This window comes from Paenibacillus sp. FSL H8-0537 (assembly GCF_038051995.1).
Lineage (GTDB): Bacteria > Bacillota > Bacilli > Paenibacillales > Paenibacillaceae > Pristimantibacillus.
Genome location: NZ_CP150290.1, coordinates 5,738,400 through 5,752,891, shown reverse-complemented (window position 1 = coordinate 5,752,891; position 14,492 = coordinate 5,738,400). Strand labels below are relative to the sequence as shown.

Genomic DNA, 14,492 nt, shown 5'->3' with positions numbered 1-14,492 from the left:
GCTGATCGACGGAAGCTTCCCGATCTTATATGCTCTAGTCCAATCGATATAGAAAAATCTTAAGGGAAAACGACGCGGGAATGGTGCGTTTCCGTTACACTTGAAAGAACTACGAAAAAGGGGTGGGGTTGTGTCTAGTCAATGGCTGTCGCTGCTGCGGCTGAGGTCGTTTCGCTATCGGTTGATGGTAGCGGCCATCGTCTGTCTGCTCCTCCCCGCTTTAATTACGCTCGCCGTCTACAATATGCTGACGAAGGATGCGATGAAGCAGGAGGCGGTCACGCAATCGCAGCAAAAGCTGGAGCTGGTGGACGGATATGTGTCGAATCTGTTTAATTATATGTTTTATATCGCCAATAACGTACAGCTGGACTCGGAAATGAACCGGATTATGAAAGCGATTGCTTCAGGCAAAACCTATGAAGGCGCAAGCGCGGAATATGACCGCTACCTCGACCGCATGAAGATTATGAATAAAATTGAAAATATGACCGTCGTCGGCGATAAGGCTTATGTGACGATTTTGCTGAAGGACGGGACGAATTTTGCCAATTATTCGTTTGATGAATACGATCCCGGCTTGTTTCGCGAGGAGCCTTGGTTCGCGCAATTAAATGGGCTGTCCGGGCTGCAGTCGTTTTGGCCGGGGGCTACGCCGACGGTGTTTGACAGCGATAAAATTCGCAGCCCCTACCAGCTCTCTATTGCCCGGGCTTTGCGTGGGGATAGTGTGAATCCCTTCGGCTACGTCATTGTGACGATACTGGAAAACAAGGTGAGCGATATTTTTCGGAAAATCGAGCTGGAGCAGGAAACGATGCTGCTCGGCAGCGAGGACCAGATTTTATCCCATCCCGACGCAAAGCGCGTGGGCGAAATTTTTCCTTACGCAACGCTTGCGAGCGAGCAGGCCGACCCGCATATTTTGCAAATCGAAAAAGAGGATTATTTAATGGCCTGGCATACAAATTCCCTTACGGGCTGGAAGCTGGTGTCACTTACTCCTTATGACCGCGCTGTTTTTAAGCTGAATGTCATTTTCAAACGCGTCTTTATGTTCCAGCTCGCATCTTTCTGCTTGTTTATGGTGCTGCTGCTTTATTTGCTGGGGAAATTCACACGGCCGCTCGTTCGTCTGGGGCGGGTAGCGGAGACAGTGCAGCGCGGTAATTTGGAGGTGCGCTCGGGCATTCGCGGGGAGGATGAGATCGGCTATTTGGGCCAATCCTTCGATTTAATGCTCGATAAGGTGAAGGAGACGATTGGCGAAATTACGAAGACGCAGGTGCGAAAGCGCAAGGCGGAGCTTGCGATGCTCCAGGCGCAGATTAATCCGCATTTTCTGTTTAATGTGCTGAATTCGATCCGGATGAAGGTGCTGCGCAAAGGGGATTCGGAAAGCGCGGAAATGATCAGCTCGCTGTCCAAGCTGCTGCGGATGACCATTAGCCAGGATAAAGGCGTCATCCCGCTTCATGAGGAGGTCGATCTCGCGATCGATTATGTGAGGCTGATGAATATGCGGCAAAAAGAGAAGGCGGAGCTCACGCTTGACCTGTCGCCTCTGAGCTTAACAGCACTCGTCCCGCGCTTCTGTCTGCAGCCGATTATTGAAAATGCGCTTATTCATGGTCTCAGTCAGCAGGCTGGCTTAATGACGATTAGCGCAAGCGAAGCAGAGGGTGGCTATCAAATAACGGTGAGCGACAGCGGCGAAGGCATTGAGAAGGGAAAGCTCGAACGGCTGCGACATAAGCTTGGTGCCAGCTCTTTAGAAAAGCTTGAGCAGGAAGCGGCAGGTGAAGAGGATGGTGATGCAGCCGCCTTGCCAGGCAAGTTCTCGGGCATCGGGCTTGTAAATGTATACGAACGGATGGGTATAACCTACGGCGAACGCTTCCAGATGACGATAGACAGCGATATCGGGCAGGGCACAGTCATTACGCTGTACATTCCGAAGCAGGTGGTGGATTCTGATGGTTAAGGTGATGCTGGTTGATGATGATTATCCGGTGCTGGATCTGCTGGCTTTTGCCATTGAGTGGGAGGAGCTGGGCTTTCAGCTGCTAGGCATGCATGAGAATGGCGAGGTTGCGCTGGCAGCGGCGCTGGAGGAAATGCCAGATATTCTGATTACAGATATCGGGATGCCCCGCATGGACGGACTGGAGCTGATACGCCGGCTGAAAGAGCGCAAACCGGAGCTGCGCGTAGCCGTGCTGTCCTGCCACGATGAGTTCCGTTATGCGCAGCAGGCGCTCAAGCTGCAAGTACAGGATTATTTGCTCAAGGATACGCTTGATCCTTCGGATATTCGCAAGCTGCTGCTGCAATTTCAGGCGGAGCTGAATGAGACGAAGGATTTGCATATGGAGCAGCTCCGCAAGGAGCATATGGTCGATCGCAACAAGGCGCTGCTGAAGGAGCAGTTTATTAGGGCGACGCTTCATCAGCCGATGCTGGATCCCGTCAAATGGCAGCAGGAGCTGGGGGCATTCGATCTGCCATTCATAGCTGGCGAGCTTGTCATTCCCGTGCTCGGCATCATCGACGATTATCCGCGGGCGCTGCAGCGTTTTCGCTCCGAAGAGGTGCTGCGATTTGTGGTGGATAATGTCACGCGGGAGGTGATGGCAAGCAGGGAGCACGGCCGCCCCGCTGCGCATTTTGTGTACAGTCCACAGGAATCCTTCATCATGCAGGTATGTCCGCAGGGGCTGAAAATAAACGGCTTCGACGAGGTGAAGCTGATGCTGGCGGAAGTGCAGCGGACGCTCAGAAGCTCGCTGAAGCTGACGATGTCTTTTCTGATCGGCGATAGCGCGGGCGATCCTTTGCGCTTGCGGGAAGCGCTGGCGGAGCTGCTTTCCGGGGCGGAGGCGCGCTTTTATCGCGCGCCAGGCTCTATTGGGAAGGCGTGCGCCGGTAAGGCAGCGCAGCCCGCGAAGGCAGGCAGCGACAATCCGCTGCTGGAAAGGTTTGGCGAGGCGGCCGAGCTGCTGCGGGAGGCGCTGCTGGGCCATAAGCGCGAGGCGGCAGAGGAGCTGGTGCGCCAGTGGCTGTCGCTCGCGGAGCAGCGGAGGCTGCCGCCCGAGCAGGTAAAGGATTGGGTGTTTAAGCTGCTGCTGGATGTAAAGCTCAAGCTTCAATTGATGCAGCATACCCGCTCAGCAAGCTCGATTGACGTCAGCCACCATGAGGTGTGGGAGCTGGGCAGCCTTGCCGAGCTGCAAGAGTGGCTGATTGCCCACTGCTTGTCGGCGATAACCGCTTCCGAAACTGGCGTCAGCGGCAGCAAGCGGGCCGAGGTGATCGACGCTTGCGAATACGTTTCACAGCATTTGGACAAAAAAATCAGTCTCGACGAGGTTGCCGATCAGCTGTTTATGAACCCCAGCTACTTTAGCCGCCTGTTCAAGAAGGAAATGGGCGAGACTTTTATCGAATATGTAATACGGATGAAAATGCATCGGGCTAAAGAGCTGCTCGATCAAACGGGCTCGCCCGTTGGCAAAATATGCGAAACGCTGGGCTACGATAATCAGAGCTATTTTATAAAGCTGTTTAAGTCATGTACAGGTGTGACGCCTGTGGAATATCGGAGAGGGCAAAAGCGATTGTAAGCGATGCCAAGACAGGGGGGCGTTGTCTTAAGCCGAGATGGAAAGATGCTTGAGGTGTAGGGGGACGGAAAGGGAGCTGCTTGGTAATGGATAGAGCATGGATAGAGCATGGATAGAGCATGGATAGAGCATGGATAGAGCATGGATAGAGAGCATATAGAGCACGGATAGAGAGCATATAGAGCACAGATAGAAACGAATAGGGAACTTAGAACAAACGTAAGGCTGTGGATGCATGGGGAGAGGAGCGGAATTTATGAAGCAGCAAGAGCAAGAGCAAGAGCAAGAGCAAGAGCAAGAGCAAGAGCAAGAGCAAGAGCAAGAGCAAGAGCAAGAGCAAGAGCAAGAGCAAGAGCAAGAGCAAGAGCAATTCCCGCTGGAAAAGCGCTTTGCGGAGCGTTTCTTGGGACAGCTGTATTTGTCAGCAGAGCGTCGAAGCGGGCTGGCGCTGTTATTGAAGGGAGAGCTGCTGTCTGCGGGACAGCTAGGCGATGAATGGTATGACAAGCTGCGCAAAGCTGCGGTGCAGCGTCCGTTAGTCGAGGAGATTCGCGCCGAGGCACAGCGCCAATTGGCGAGCGTTGAGCCGGAGCTGAGCGAAGCCCTGTTTCGCATGTACAAGGAAACGGGAGAGCGGCTGCCGTATGAGCGGGTTTATTTTCAAAAAAGGCGGCGGTTGAATTCTTTGGCACTTATGGCGCTGATTGAGCCGGAGGAGTCGTCATATTTGGAGGCGCTGCAGGCTTCGCTTTGGTCGATCTGCGAGGAGCGGACGTGGTGTCTGCCCGCGCATGTCGGTGGGGCAGAGCAGCAGACGCCCATTGATTTATTCGCTGCGGAGACAGGCTTCGCACTCAGCGAAATAATCGTGCTCCTTGGCTTGCGGCTACCACAGGAAGTGCACCTGCGTATTCGTGAAGAAGTAGAAAAGCGGCTGTTTCAGCCATTTTTGACCGAGGGGCCTTATTTTTGGGAAAGCGCGGAGCATAATTGGGCGGCGGTATGTGCCGGGTCGATTGGCGCGGCGGCATTGCATTTGATGGACAATCACAAACAGCTGGAGGTCGTGATTTCCCGCACGCTAGCTGCGATGGATTGCTATTTGGACGGCTATGGCGAGGATGGAGCGTGTGCGGAAGGGTATTCGTATTGGCAATATGGCTTTGGTTTTTATGTTTATTTTGCACAGCTGCTTAAGGCGGCAACGGATGGCGCCGTTGATTTATTTCGCAGCCCAAAAGTGCAGGAAATCGCAATGTTCCAGCAGAAGTGCTTTACAGGTGGACGCAGCATTGTGAATTTTTCCGATGCTCCTCCTGAAAGCGGTATCTTCATGGGGCTGAGCGGCTATTTGCATCAGGAGTTTCCTTCTGTGGCAATGCCGCATGCGAGCTTGCGCGACCCTTATACAGGGGATCATTGCGCAAGGTGGGCGCCTGCGGTGCGGAATTTGCTTTGGTGGGAGGAAGCGGGACGAGGCTCAGGGGATGGGCCGGAGCAAGGAGCCCGGGAAGAGGCTCAGGAAGATGAATTGCAGGAAGGACTGCAAGGTGATGGCGCAAGCACTGCGGGGCAGATTGTGAAGTATGCAGCTGCAGCTCTATGGCCGACAGAGTCGCATTATTTGGAAAATGTACAGTGGCTGCTGTCCCGTTATGTCGCGGAGGATGGAGCTGCATATAGTTTTGCCGCCAAAGGCGGACATAACGCGGAGCCGCACAATCATAATGATGTTGGGCAGTTTGTACTTCATGCGGACGGAGAAGCCTACATGGCGGATTTGGGCAGCGGGGAGTATACAGCGGACTATTTTGGCCCGCAGCGGTATGCGCTTTGGTGCAACGGCTCGCACGGACATTCCGTGCCGATCATTGGCGGCGCGCGCCAGCGCGAGGGCGTGGACGCGCGCGCCGTGGTTGTGCAGGCGGCGACCAGCGCGGAGCTTGACGTGCTGGAGCTTGAGCTGCAGGCCGCGTACGGCGAGGAAGCGGGCCTTGCAGGGCTGGGGCGGCGCTTCGAGTGGAACAAGAAGGGCGCGCTGCCTGTGCTGACGATCCGAAGCCGGTATCGGTTTCGGGAGGAAGTAGAAGGCGGGCGCGAGATTATCGAGCGCTTCGTTGCACGGCAGATGCCGGAGGCCCGGGAGGCCGATGGTGTCGTGGTTTTGCAGGGACGCAAGAGGCTGACGATTGCGTTTGATGCGCAGCAGTGGAAGCCAGTGGTGACGCAGCGGAGCGATATCGATCATTTTGGGCGTGAACGGCAATGGTATACGCTGGATTTTCATCATTTGCAGGCGGGAGCTGCGGCCGTGGAAGCGGAGTTTGTATTTCGCTTTGAGCCATAGGCTGAAATAGCTAAGAGCACGAGATTAATGCGCCAAAGAAAAGGAGAGCGAAGCAATGACAGTGCAGGAGATGGGGAAGCAGCAGCAAGACTGGGTGAATGAAGCTTGGGACAAGGTGAATCAGAAGATAGGAAGGACTAGCGGCCGAATCGGTGCGCAATTTCCACATGCAAGCGTGAACGGGACTTATGTGCTGGAGCCGGCGCATTGGTGGACGGCGGGATTTTGGCCAGGACTGCTATGGCTGCTCTATCAAGATGAAAATTCGCGCACGGAGCGCTACAAGGAGCTTGCCGAAGCCTGTGAGCTTAAGCTCGACGAAGTCATCATGGGCTATGACCGGCTTGACCATGATATCGGCTTCATGTGGACGCTTACTAGTGTGGCACGCTATAAGCTGCTGGGGGAGGAGGCTTCGCGGCGGCGGGCACTGCTTGCAGCGAACCTGCTAAGCGGCCGCTTCAATATTCAGGGCCGTTATATTCGGGCATGGAATCCTTGGCGGGAAGGAGAGCGCAATGACGGGCTGGCTATTATCGACTGCATGATGAATTTGCCGCTGCTCTACTGGGCTTCGCGTACGACGGAGGACCCGCGCTACAAGCATTTGGCGATGGCACATGCCGATACGGTGCTGGAGCATTTTATTCGGCCGGATGGCTCGGTCTATCATATTGTAGAGTTTGATCCGCAAAGTGGCGAAGTAGCTGCAAAGCATGGCGGGCAAGGATTTGCAGCCGAATCGGCATGGTCGCGCGGCGCATCCTGGGCGATTTATGGCATGGCGCTCAGCTACGCTCATAGCGGCGAGCAGCGGTATTTGGATGCGGCGAAGCGCACGGCCCATTTTTTTCTGGCGAATTTACCTGAGGATTCCGTGCCGCATTGGGATTTCCGGATACCGGAAGGCGTGGAGCCGTACCGTGATTCATCGGCGGGCGCTTGCGCGGCTTGTGGTTTGCTGGCGATTGCGGACGTGGTGCCAGAGGTCGAGCGTGACTTGTATCGCAGTGCGGGGGAGCGGATTTTGAAATCGCTGTACGAGAACTATGGCGCATGGGCGGACGATGCAGAGGAGGAAGGGTTGGTTTTGCATGGCACGAGCCACTACCCGGAACGCAAAAATCTCGACGTCCCGCTCATCTACGGCGATTATTTCTTTACGGAGGGCCTGTCCAAGCTGCGCGGCTACGATAGCTTCTGGTCGTAAGTCGAGCATTTGGCGGAAGTAGATCATGATGCGATTAGCAAAGATACGGAACAGAAAGGGGCGAACGGCCATTGATTGGGGAAAAAGGTACAGATTCAGGCGAGAGAGTGCAGTTAGCGGAGGAACGAAAGTATTGGGTGAGCGAGTTATGCCGTGTAGCCGAGCCTGTGCTGCGTCTGCTAGCGGCTCGGGAGCTGAAAAAAACGATGCCTGTGCAGGCTGCTGCGGGACAGGATCGCTCCGATGTGACCCATCTGGAGGCGCTGGGCCGCCTCTTATGTGGAATAGCACCTTGGCTTGAAGGCAGCGGCGGGGCAGATGAAGCGGAGGAGCGGCTGCGCCAGCAATATGCGGAGCTGTCACGTGCTGCGATTGCTGCTGGCTGCGATCCGGAATCGCCTGATTATATGAATTTCGCTGAAGGCTATCAGCCGATTGTCGATACGGCGTTTCTGGCACAGGCGATTTTGCGTGCGCCGACGGAGCTATGGGACAAGCTGGATGCCAAGGTGCAGAAGCATGTTATCCAAGCTTTCAAACTAACGCGCACGCGCAAGCCCTTCGCCATGAACTGGCTGCTTTTCTCCGCAATCATTGAAGCGGCCTTATATCGCATGGGAGAAAGCGATTGGGACCCGATGCGCATTGATTATGCGCTCAAGCAGCATGAGCAGTGGTATGTCGGTGACGGAGCCTATGGCGATGGGCCATCGTTCCATTTCGACTATTACAACAGCTTTGTAATCCAGCCCATGCTCGTTGACATCGTGGCAGCCGTTCATGGCTGCTATGAAGATTGGGATGCTATGCAGGCGAGCATCAAGGAGAGAGCAAGGCGCTGGGCGGAGGTGCAGGAGCGGCTTATTTCGCCGGAAGGCACCTTTCCCCCGCTGGGCCGCTCGCTTGCCTACCGCTGCGGCGCCATGCAAAGCTTGGCGCAAAGCGCGCTGCTCGGCGAGCTTCCCGGCAGCGTTTCTCCGCCGCAGGCTCGCTGCGCATTGACCGCGGTTATTCGGCGCAGCTTGTCTGTGCCTGGCACATTTACAGAGGATGGTTGGCTGACCATCGGCTTTTGCGGCAGCCAGCCAGACATTGGCGAGCATTATATTTCCACAGGCAGCTTGTATTTATGCGCGGCTGTGTTTCTCCCGCTTGGACTTGCCGCTGAGCATCCCTTTTGGAGCGGCGAGCCTGAGGATTGGACAGCGCGCAAGGCGTGGTCAGGGGCTGCTTTTTCAATGGATCAGGCATTGAAAGGGTAGCAGTCGTAATAGGCTGCGAGAGTAAGAGCAAGAGTATATGTTATTAGCAGCAATAGTAAGCAATGAGGTGCGGCTGTACTGTGCAGGTTTGCCTTCTCTTATTTTGCTGCTTTTTCCAACCCGCATATCTAAGAAATGATGAGCTTCAGCCGTGCCTCAAACTTTCATAGAAGACCGTTTACCATGGAGCAAGCTCGGCAACAATGGATGAGGGGCTGCGCTCGCGCTGCATGAGATGAAGCAGAAGGCTTCATAAAACGGTCTTTTTGCCAATGGTATGTAAATTTCCTGCAAAAATCATTCCCAAGCACTTGAAATTAATAACGAAAAAAAGTATGATAAACATGATTGTTAGCACTTCATGCTCATGAGTGCTAACAAAAATAAGCGACAAATTTTTAAAGGAGGCTATTTTCAATGATCAGACCTTTGGGTGAACGTGTATTAGTAGAAGCGATCGCGAAAGAAGAAACGACTGCAAGCGGTATCGTTTTGCCAGATTCGGCTAAGGAAAAACCGCAAGAAGGTAAAGTGGTGGCTGTTGGCAGCGGCGCGCTGAAAGACGGAGTTCGCGTAGCGCTTGAAGTTAAAGAAGGCGATCGCGTCCTTTTCTCCAAATATGCGGGAACAGAAGTCAAATACGACGGCAAAGAGTATTTGATTATGAAAGAAAGCGACATTCACGCGATCTTTGAATAGGCTGCTCACATACAGCTTGACTGGACTTTAACGAAACGGCGCAGGCCGTTAAGCATACTTATATGAATATATTTTCGGGAGGTAAATGTTAATGGCAAAGGAAATTAAATTTAGCGAAGACGCTCGCCGCGCAATGCTGCGTGGTGTAGATGCGCTTGCAAATGCTGTAAAAGTTACACTCGGACCTAAAGGCCGCAACGTCGTGCTGGAGAAAAAATTCGGCAGCCCGTTGATCACGAACGATGGTGTATCCATCGCGAAAGAAATCGAGCTGGAAGATGCATTCGAGAACATGGGTGCACAGCTTGTTAAAGAAGTAGCAACAAAAACAAATGATGTTGCCGGTGACGGTACAACTACAGCTACTGTTTTGGCTCAAGCGATGATTCGCGAAGGTCTGAAAAACGTAACAGCTGGCGCTAACCCAATGGTTATCCGCAAAGGTATTGAAAAAGCGGTTAAAGCTGCAGTTGAAGAGCTGCAAAAGATCGCTAAACCAATCGAAGGCAAACAATCCATCGCTCAAGTTGCGGCTATTTCTTCCGCTGACGATGAAGTTGGCCAACTGATTGCAGAAGCTATGGAAAAAGTGGGCAACGACGGCGTTATTACCGTTGAAGAGTCCAAAGGCTTTGTAACGGAGCTTGAAGTGGTTGAAGGTATGCAATTCGACCGTGGATACATCTCCCACTACATGGTTACTGACACGGACAAAATGGAAGCTGTTCTGGATAACCCGTATATCCTGATCACTGACAAAAAAATTACAAACATTCAGGAAATTCTTCCTGTGCTTGAGAAAGTCGTTCAATCCGGCAAACAGCTTCTGATCATTGCAGAAGATGTTGAAGGCGAAGCGAACGCAACTCTGGTTGTGAACAAACTGCGCGGCACATTCACTTGTGTAGCTGTTAAAGCGCCAGGCTTCGGCGACCGTCGTAAAGCGATGCTGCAAGATATCGCTGCTCTGACTGGTGGTCAAGTGATCACTGAGGAACTGGGCCTTGAGCTGAAATCGACTACGGTTGAGCAACTGGGTTCCGCTCGTCAAGTACGCGTAACAAAAGAAAACACAATCGTGATTGACGGCAGCGGCGACGCTTCTGACATCGCGGCTCGTGTAAGCCAAATCCGTACGCAGCTGGAAGAAACAACTTCCGACTTCGACCGCGAGAAACTGCAAGAGCGTCTGGCTAAATTGTCCGGCGGCGTAGCGGTTATCAAAGTCGGTGCTGCTACTGAAACAGAATTGAAAGAGCGCAAGCTTCGCATTGAAGATGCCCTGAACTCGACTCGCGCAGCGGTTGAAGAAGGTATCGTATCCGGTGGTGGTACAGCTCTAATTAACGTATATAAAGCAGTTGCTGCTGTTAATGCAGAAGGCGACGAGCAAACAGGCGTTAACATCGTTCTTCGTTCCCTTGAAGAGCCGCTTCGCACAATCGCTGCGAATGCTGGCCAAGAAGGTTCGGTTATCGTTGAGCGCTTGAAAAATGAAGAAATCGGCATTGGCTACAACGCTGCTACTGGAACATGGGTTAACATGTTCGAAGCAGGTATCGTTGACCCTGCCAAAGTTACACGCTCCGCGCTGCAAAACGCAGCTTCCGTTGCAGCTATGTTCCTGACAACTGAAGCCGTTGTTGCTGACAAACCAGAACCTAAAGGTGCTGGCGGCGGCATGCCTGACATGGGCGGTATGGGTGGCATGGGCGGCATGATGTAATGAAAGCATTATCGGAGTAATTCGATGATGAGCGACCGCGCTTAAGCGGTAGATTTCATCGCCGATGGAGCTGAAAAACGCTCCATGCGGTAGAACTGACAAGGCTTCCGAGCCTTTCAGCTTTATATCATCCCAGCATTTTGCTTCATAAATTGAGGTTGTAATGACCACGACTTGTGAAGCAGTCACAGTTATAAATAATAAATCAAACAAAAACCACTTCTTAATAATTCTATTGAACTGTAACCCGTAAGATGGACACTTGAAAAAAGTGACCTCTTACGGGTTTTTGTGCTTTAATCATACTATCGAGAATACATGGGGAATGAACATCATGAGGAAAATCAGAACAGGATTTACTGAAACAGAGATCAGGCTATTGGAGTCCAATCCGAATGTCAGCCGCGTATCGGGGAGAAACGTCTCGTATGCTCCAGCTTTTAAACTCGCAGCAGTGCAAGCTAACCAGGCAGGAGAGCCACCAATGGAGATTTTTTTGAAAGCAGGCTTTAGTATTGAGCTCGTTGGCCAGAGAACACCTACAGAAAGCCTCTATCGCTGGAGAGAGACCTACACTAAGCACGGTGAGGCTGGTTTGTTAGAAGAGCGCCGAGGCCTTGGAAGTACGGGTAGACGATCAAAAACGGAATCATCAGTGGAAGAGAAGCTGCAACAAGCAGAAGCTCGGATTAAACTCCTTGAAGCGGAGAACGAGCTATTAAAAAAGCTAGAAGCGCTCGAAAGGCGAAAAAGTAAGGAGTTGACACCTTCCGAGCGCTTTCAGCTCATTCATCAAACGATTCGTAAGCATGATTTACGACGTTTAACACGTTACCTCTGTAAGATTGCCGGAGTAAGTGCAAGTGGCTATTACCGTTGGTGTAACGCTGAAGAGTCGCGTCAATTGCGAGAGACAGCCGATCAATACGACTTTCAGCTTATTAGGGAGCATTTTGAAGCATTGAATGGGAAAGTAGGCGCATTGGTTATCAAAATGAGGCTGGAGAGACTGAATGGCATTGTCATGAATCATAAAAAGATTCGTCGTATCATGCGCAAGTTTGGGCTAGTAGCTACGATCCGTCAAACCAATCCCTATCGCAAAATGGCTAAAGCAACACAAGAACATCGTACATGTCCTAATCTCCTAGAGCGTCAGTTTGATCAAGGAGAACCAGAGAAAGTCCTCCTTACAGATATCACATACATGCGCTATGGTGGCGGTCAATGGGCATATCTTTCTTGTGTGAAGGACGGTGCTACGAAGCAGATTCTGGCACACTATCTATCTTCAACGCTGGAGCTATCCTTGGTTGAGCGGACAGTGGCTCGCCTACTCAAACGATTGGACAGAAATATTCATCCCGATGCCATCTTCCATTCTGACCAGGGCATGCACTATACGCACCCGAAAACCCGCCTCCTCATCGCCGAAGCTGGGTTTAAGCAGTCGATGTCTCGTAAAGGGAACTGCTGGGATAATGCGTCCATGGAGACGTTCTTTGGTCATATGAAGGACGAGCTTGACTACAAGGACTGTAAATCTCTTAAAGAGCTGCGGCTACGGGTTAATGAGTATGTGATCCACTACAATACAGAACGCTATCAGTGGACACTAAAAAAGATGACTCCTGATGAATTCGAGGCCACTGAAAAACTTACGTTTATAATTTGTTAAGATTTGTTTTAAATCAAAAAGGCGAAATTTCGTTCACATTGGAACGGAATATCGCCTTTCTCTTTATTCTTTTACTTTGAATCTTTCATGAGTGTAATGATTCGCTTGAGATTAACAGAAAATATGGCCATGGCACCTTGCATTTGCATGCCAACAAGACCCGAGGACGATGCAACATCATACCCGTGTCTATGCTTGAGTTCACTGTTTTTCGCTTCAATTTTATAACGTTCTTTCGATTTCTCCTTGAAATCATCACTATTTTGAAATGCCTCATGTTCCTTATGTTCGGTGGATTTGATGGTTACAGAATAGGTTTTACTTTTCGCACCTTCTTTATAGCACCCGTCTTTCATTGGACATACTTTGCATTTTTCAATGTCAAACATGTAGGTATTCTTTTGGTTATTATTCATACCTTTCTTACCTGTGCGCGCTCTTTGAATCGCCATATGTCCAGCTTTACAAACGTACATACCTGCATCTTTATTAAACTCAAATTCCTCTTCTTTTTTACGAGTTCCTTGTGTGATATTAGGGTTTAATTTTGATATTAATTGTAATTCGTTGTGATTGGCATACTGAATATTATCTTTTTCAGAATAGGCTGCATCTCCAATAACGGTATCGATCTTCATACCTGTGTCATGACTTTTTTCGATGAGAGTTTGAAGTTGTTTTCCATCATTCTTTTCACCCGTCGTAATCACCGCTGCTGTAATGATTCGTTCTTCATTCATTGCAAGATGTGTTTTATATCCGAAGAAAGAGGAGTCGGCTGTTTTGTGACCTAAACGTGCATCCGGATCATTTGCGAATTGAAGATGCTCTTCGTGATCTTCTACGATTTCTTTTAAATAGTTCAGCTTTTCTTTTACTTTTGGGTATTCGCGAATCTTTTCTTCCTTTTCCACAGCCTGAATGACTTTTCGGCAATAGTCCAATTCATCTTCCAATTTGTTTGTTGTTGTTTTTGAAGGGAATTTATCTTTCATCTTTTCATCCATTTGATAAACGGCTTTTCGTAGCAGCTTGGACTTCTCCATTAAAATCTCTTTGGGTGATTTTTGATTGTAACGCGCTTTTGAATGTGTGGCGTCTACAATAATCGCGGTACTTTTTATGATTTCTTTTTCCAATGCAATCGCTACTGTTTTTTGAATAAGTATGTCTAGTAGGTTTACATCTTTCAAACGAAGTTTTCGAAACTTCGTTAAAGAACTCGAATTAATGACGCCATCTTCCGGCGCCATATCCAAGAAATATTTAAAAGACATGTCATATTTCGATCGTTCTACAACATCCACATCGGATACATCGAAAATAGATTTCAATAATAAATATTTGAACATACGTATAGGAGGTACTGCATTGCGACCGTTATCAAGGCAATATTTATTTTGTAATTCTTCATGGACAAAAGAAAAATCAACAAGGTCAATAATTTGGCGGAGCATATTATCTTTAGGTACAACTATATCGTAAATTCCCACATACGGGCTGAGGTTAAGAGTTTGTTGATTTGAAATCATCCGAGACACCGCCTAGAATTATTACAGCTATTATACAGCAAAACAGAATACCCTTCCTCGCAAAATCGAGGAAAGGTATTCTATTTCTAAGGTGTGGACTTTTTCAGTGGCCTCGATGAATTCAGAAGTCATCTCCTAGCTGCTTAAGGCTTCAATACCGTTTTTTAACACTGTCCATAATTGAGGTTACAGTTCACTATTAGGGAGTGGTTTTTTTTGTTGTTTAAATTTGCTTATAAGGATTTTCTGGATGACAGTCGGTTTAAGAATACTACGAAGGTAAACTTCAGGAATGATCAGACAAGCTAGGTGAGTTAGTTGATGGAAAAAAATGGTTACAAGTTTAAAGTTTTCTTTGTAATTCACCGATGATTCTATCAATCATGGTAGGATGAGAGGGCGAAAATGATAGGAT

General features: G+C 50.1%; 9 protein-coding genes. 8 read left to right on the top strand and 1 reads right to left on the bottom strand.

What is annotated here, in order from left to right; all coding sequences use genetic code 11:
* Positions 1 to 130: 130 nt before the first annotated feature.
* The 8 genes from MHB80_RS24280 (at position 131) to MHB80_RS24245 (ending at position 12,545) form a co-directional block, all read left to right on the top strand.
* A complete protein-coding gene (locus tag MHB80_RS24280) occupies positions 131 to 1,984 on the top strand; it encodes a histidine kinase (protein ID WP_341279379.1) in 1,854 nt (617 codons plus the stop codon).
* The gene (locus tag MHB80_RS24275) at positions 1,977 to 3,623 is read left to right on the top strand and encodes a helix-turn-helix domain-containing protein (protein WP_341279378.1); all 1,647 of its coding nucleotides are present in this window, start codon (positions 1,977 to 1,979) and stop codon (positions 3,621 to 3,623) included. The genes MHB80_RS24280 and MHB80_RS24275 overlap by 8 nt, the downstream gene beginning before the upstream one ends.
* 256 nt (positions 3,624 to 3,879) lie before the next feature.
* Positions 3,880 to 5,970, top strand: coding sequence for a hypothetical protein (locus MHB80_RS24270; protein WP_341279377.1), 2,091 nt, complete (start codon positions 3,880 to 3,882; stop codon positions 5,968 to 5,970).
* A gap of 55 nt (positions 5,971 to 6,025) precedes the next feature.
* Positions 6,026 to 7,180 carry a glycoside hydrolase family 88 protein gene (locus MHB80_RS24265; protein ID WP_341279376.1) on the top strand — a complete coding sequence of 385 codons (1,155 nt, stop codon included), beginning with the start codon at positions 6,026 to 6,028 and terminating at the stop codon, positions 7,178 to 7,180.
* Positions 7,181 to 7,251: 71 nt separating this feature from the next.
* A complete protein-coding gene (locus tag MHB80_RS24260) occupies positions 7,252 to 8,442 on the top strand; it encodes a DUF2264 domain-containing protein (RefSeq protein WP_341279375.1) in 1,191 nt (396 codons plus the stop codon).
* A gap of 417 nt (positions 8,443 to 8,859) precedes the next feature.
* Positions 8,860 to 9,141 (top strand): co-chaperone GroES, encoded by a 282-nt coding sequence (gene groES, locus MHB80_RS24255; protein WP_046229112.1) that lies wholly within the window; start codon positions 8,860 to 8,862, stop codon positions 9,139 to 9,141.
* Between the two features lie 91 nt (positions 9,142 to 9,232).
* Positions 9,233 to 10,867: a chaperonin GroEL gene (gene groL, locus MHB80_RS24250; protein WP_341279374.1), complete on the top strand. Its 1,635-nt coding sequence runs from the start codon at positions 9,233 to 9,235 to the stop codon at positions 10,865 to 10,867.
* A gap of 334 nt (positions 10,868 to 11,201) precedes the next feature.
* Positions 11,202 to 12,545 (top strand): IS3 family transposase, encoded by a 1,344-nt coding sequence (locus MHB80_RS24245; RefSeq protein WP_341279373.1) that lies wholly within the window; start codon positions 11,202 to 11,204, stop codon positions 12,543 to 12,545.
* A 71-nt stretch (positions 12,546 to 12,616) separates the two neighbouring features.
* Here MHB80_RS24245 and MHB80_RS24240 read toward each other — a convergent pair whose 3' ends face one another.
* Positions 12,617 to 14,077 carry an IS1182 family transposase gene (locus MHB80_RS24240; protein ID WP_341277701.1) on the bottom strand — a complete coding sequence of 487 codons (1,461 nt, stop codon included), beginning with the start codon at positions 14,075 to 14,077 and terminating at the stop codon, positions 12,617 to 12,619.
* Between the last annotated feature and the right edge of the window lie 415 nt (positions 14,078 to 14,492).

Coding starts and splice junctions, on each gene's coding strand:
- MHB80_RS24275 (WP_341279378.1), top strand. CDS start 1,977: ATGGTTAAGGTGATGCTGGTTGATGATGATTATCCGGTGCTGGATCTG.
- MHB80_RS24270 (WP_341279377.1), top strand. CDS start 3,880: ATGAAGCAGCAAGAGCAAGAGCAAGAGCAAGAGCAAGAGCAAGAGCAA.
- MHB80_RS24265 (WP_341279376.1), top strand. CDS start 6,026: ATGACAGTGCAGGAGATGGGGAAGCAGCAGCAAGACTGGGTGAATGAA.
- groES (WP_046229112.1), top strand. CDS start 8,860: ATGATCAGACCTTTGGGTGAACGTGTATTAGTAGAAGCGATCGCGAAA.
- groL (WP_341279374.1), top strand. CDS start 9,233: ATGGCAAAGGAAATTAAATTTAGCGAAGACGCTCGCCGCGCAATGCTG.
- MHB80_RS24245 (WP_341279373.1), top strand. CDS start 11,202: ATGAGGAAAATCAGAACAGGATTTACTGAAACAGAGATCAGGCTATTG.
- MHB80_RS24240 (WP_341277701.1), bottom strand. CDS start 14,077: ATGATTTCAAATCAACAAACTCTTAACCTCAGCCCGTATGTGGGAATT.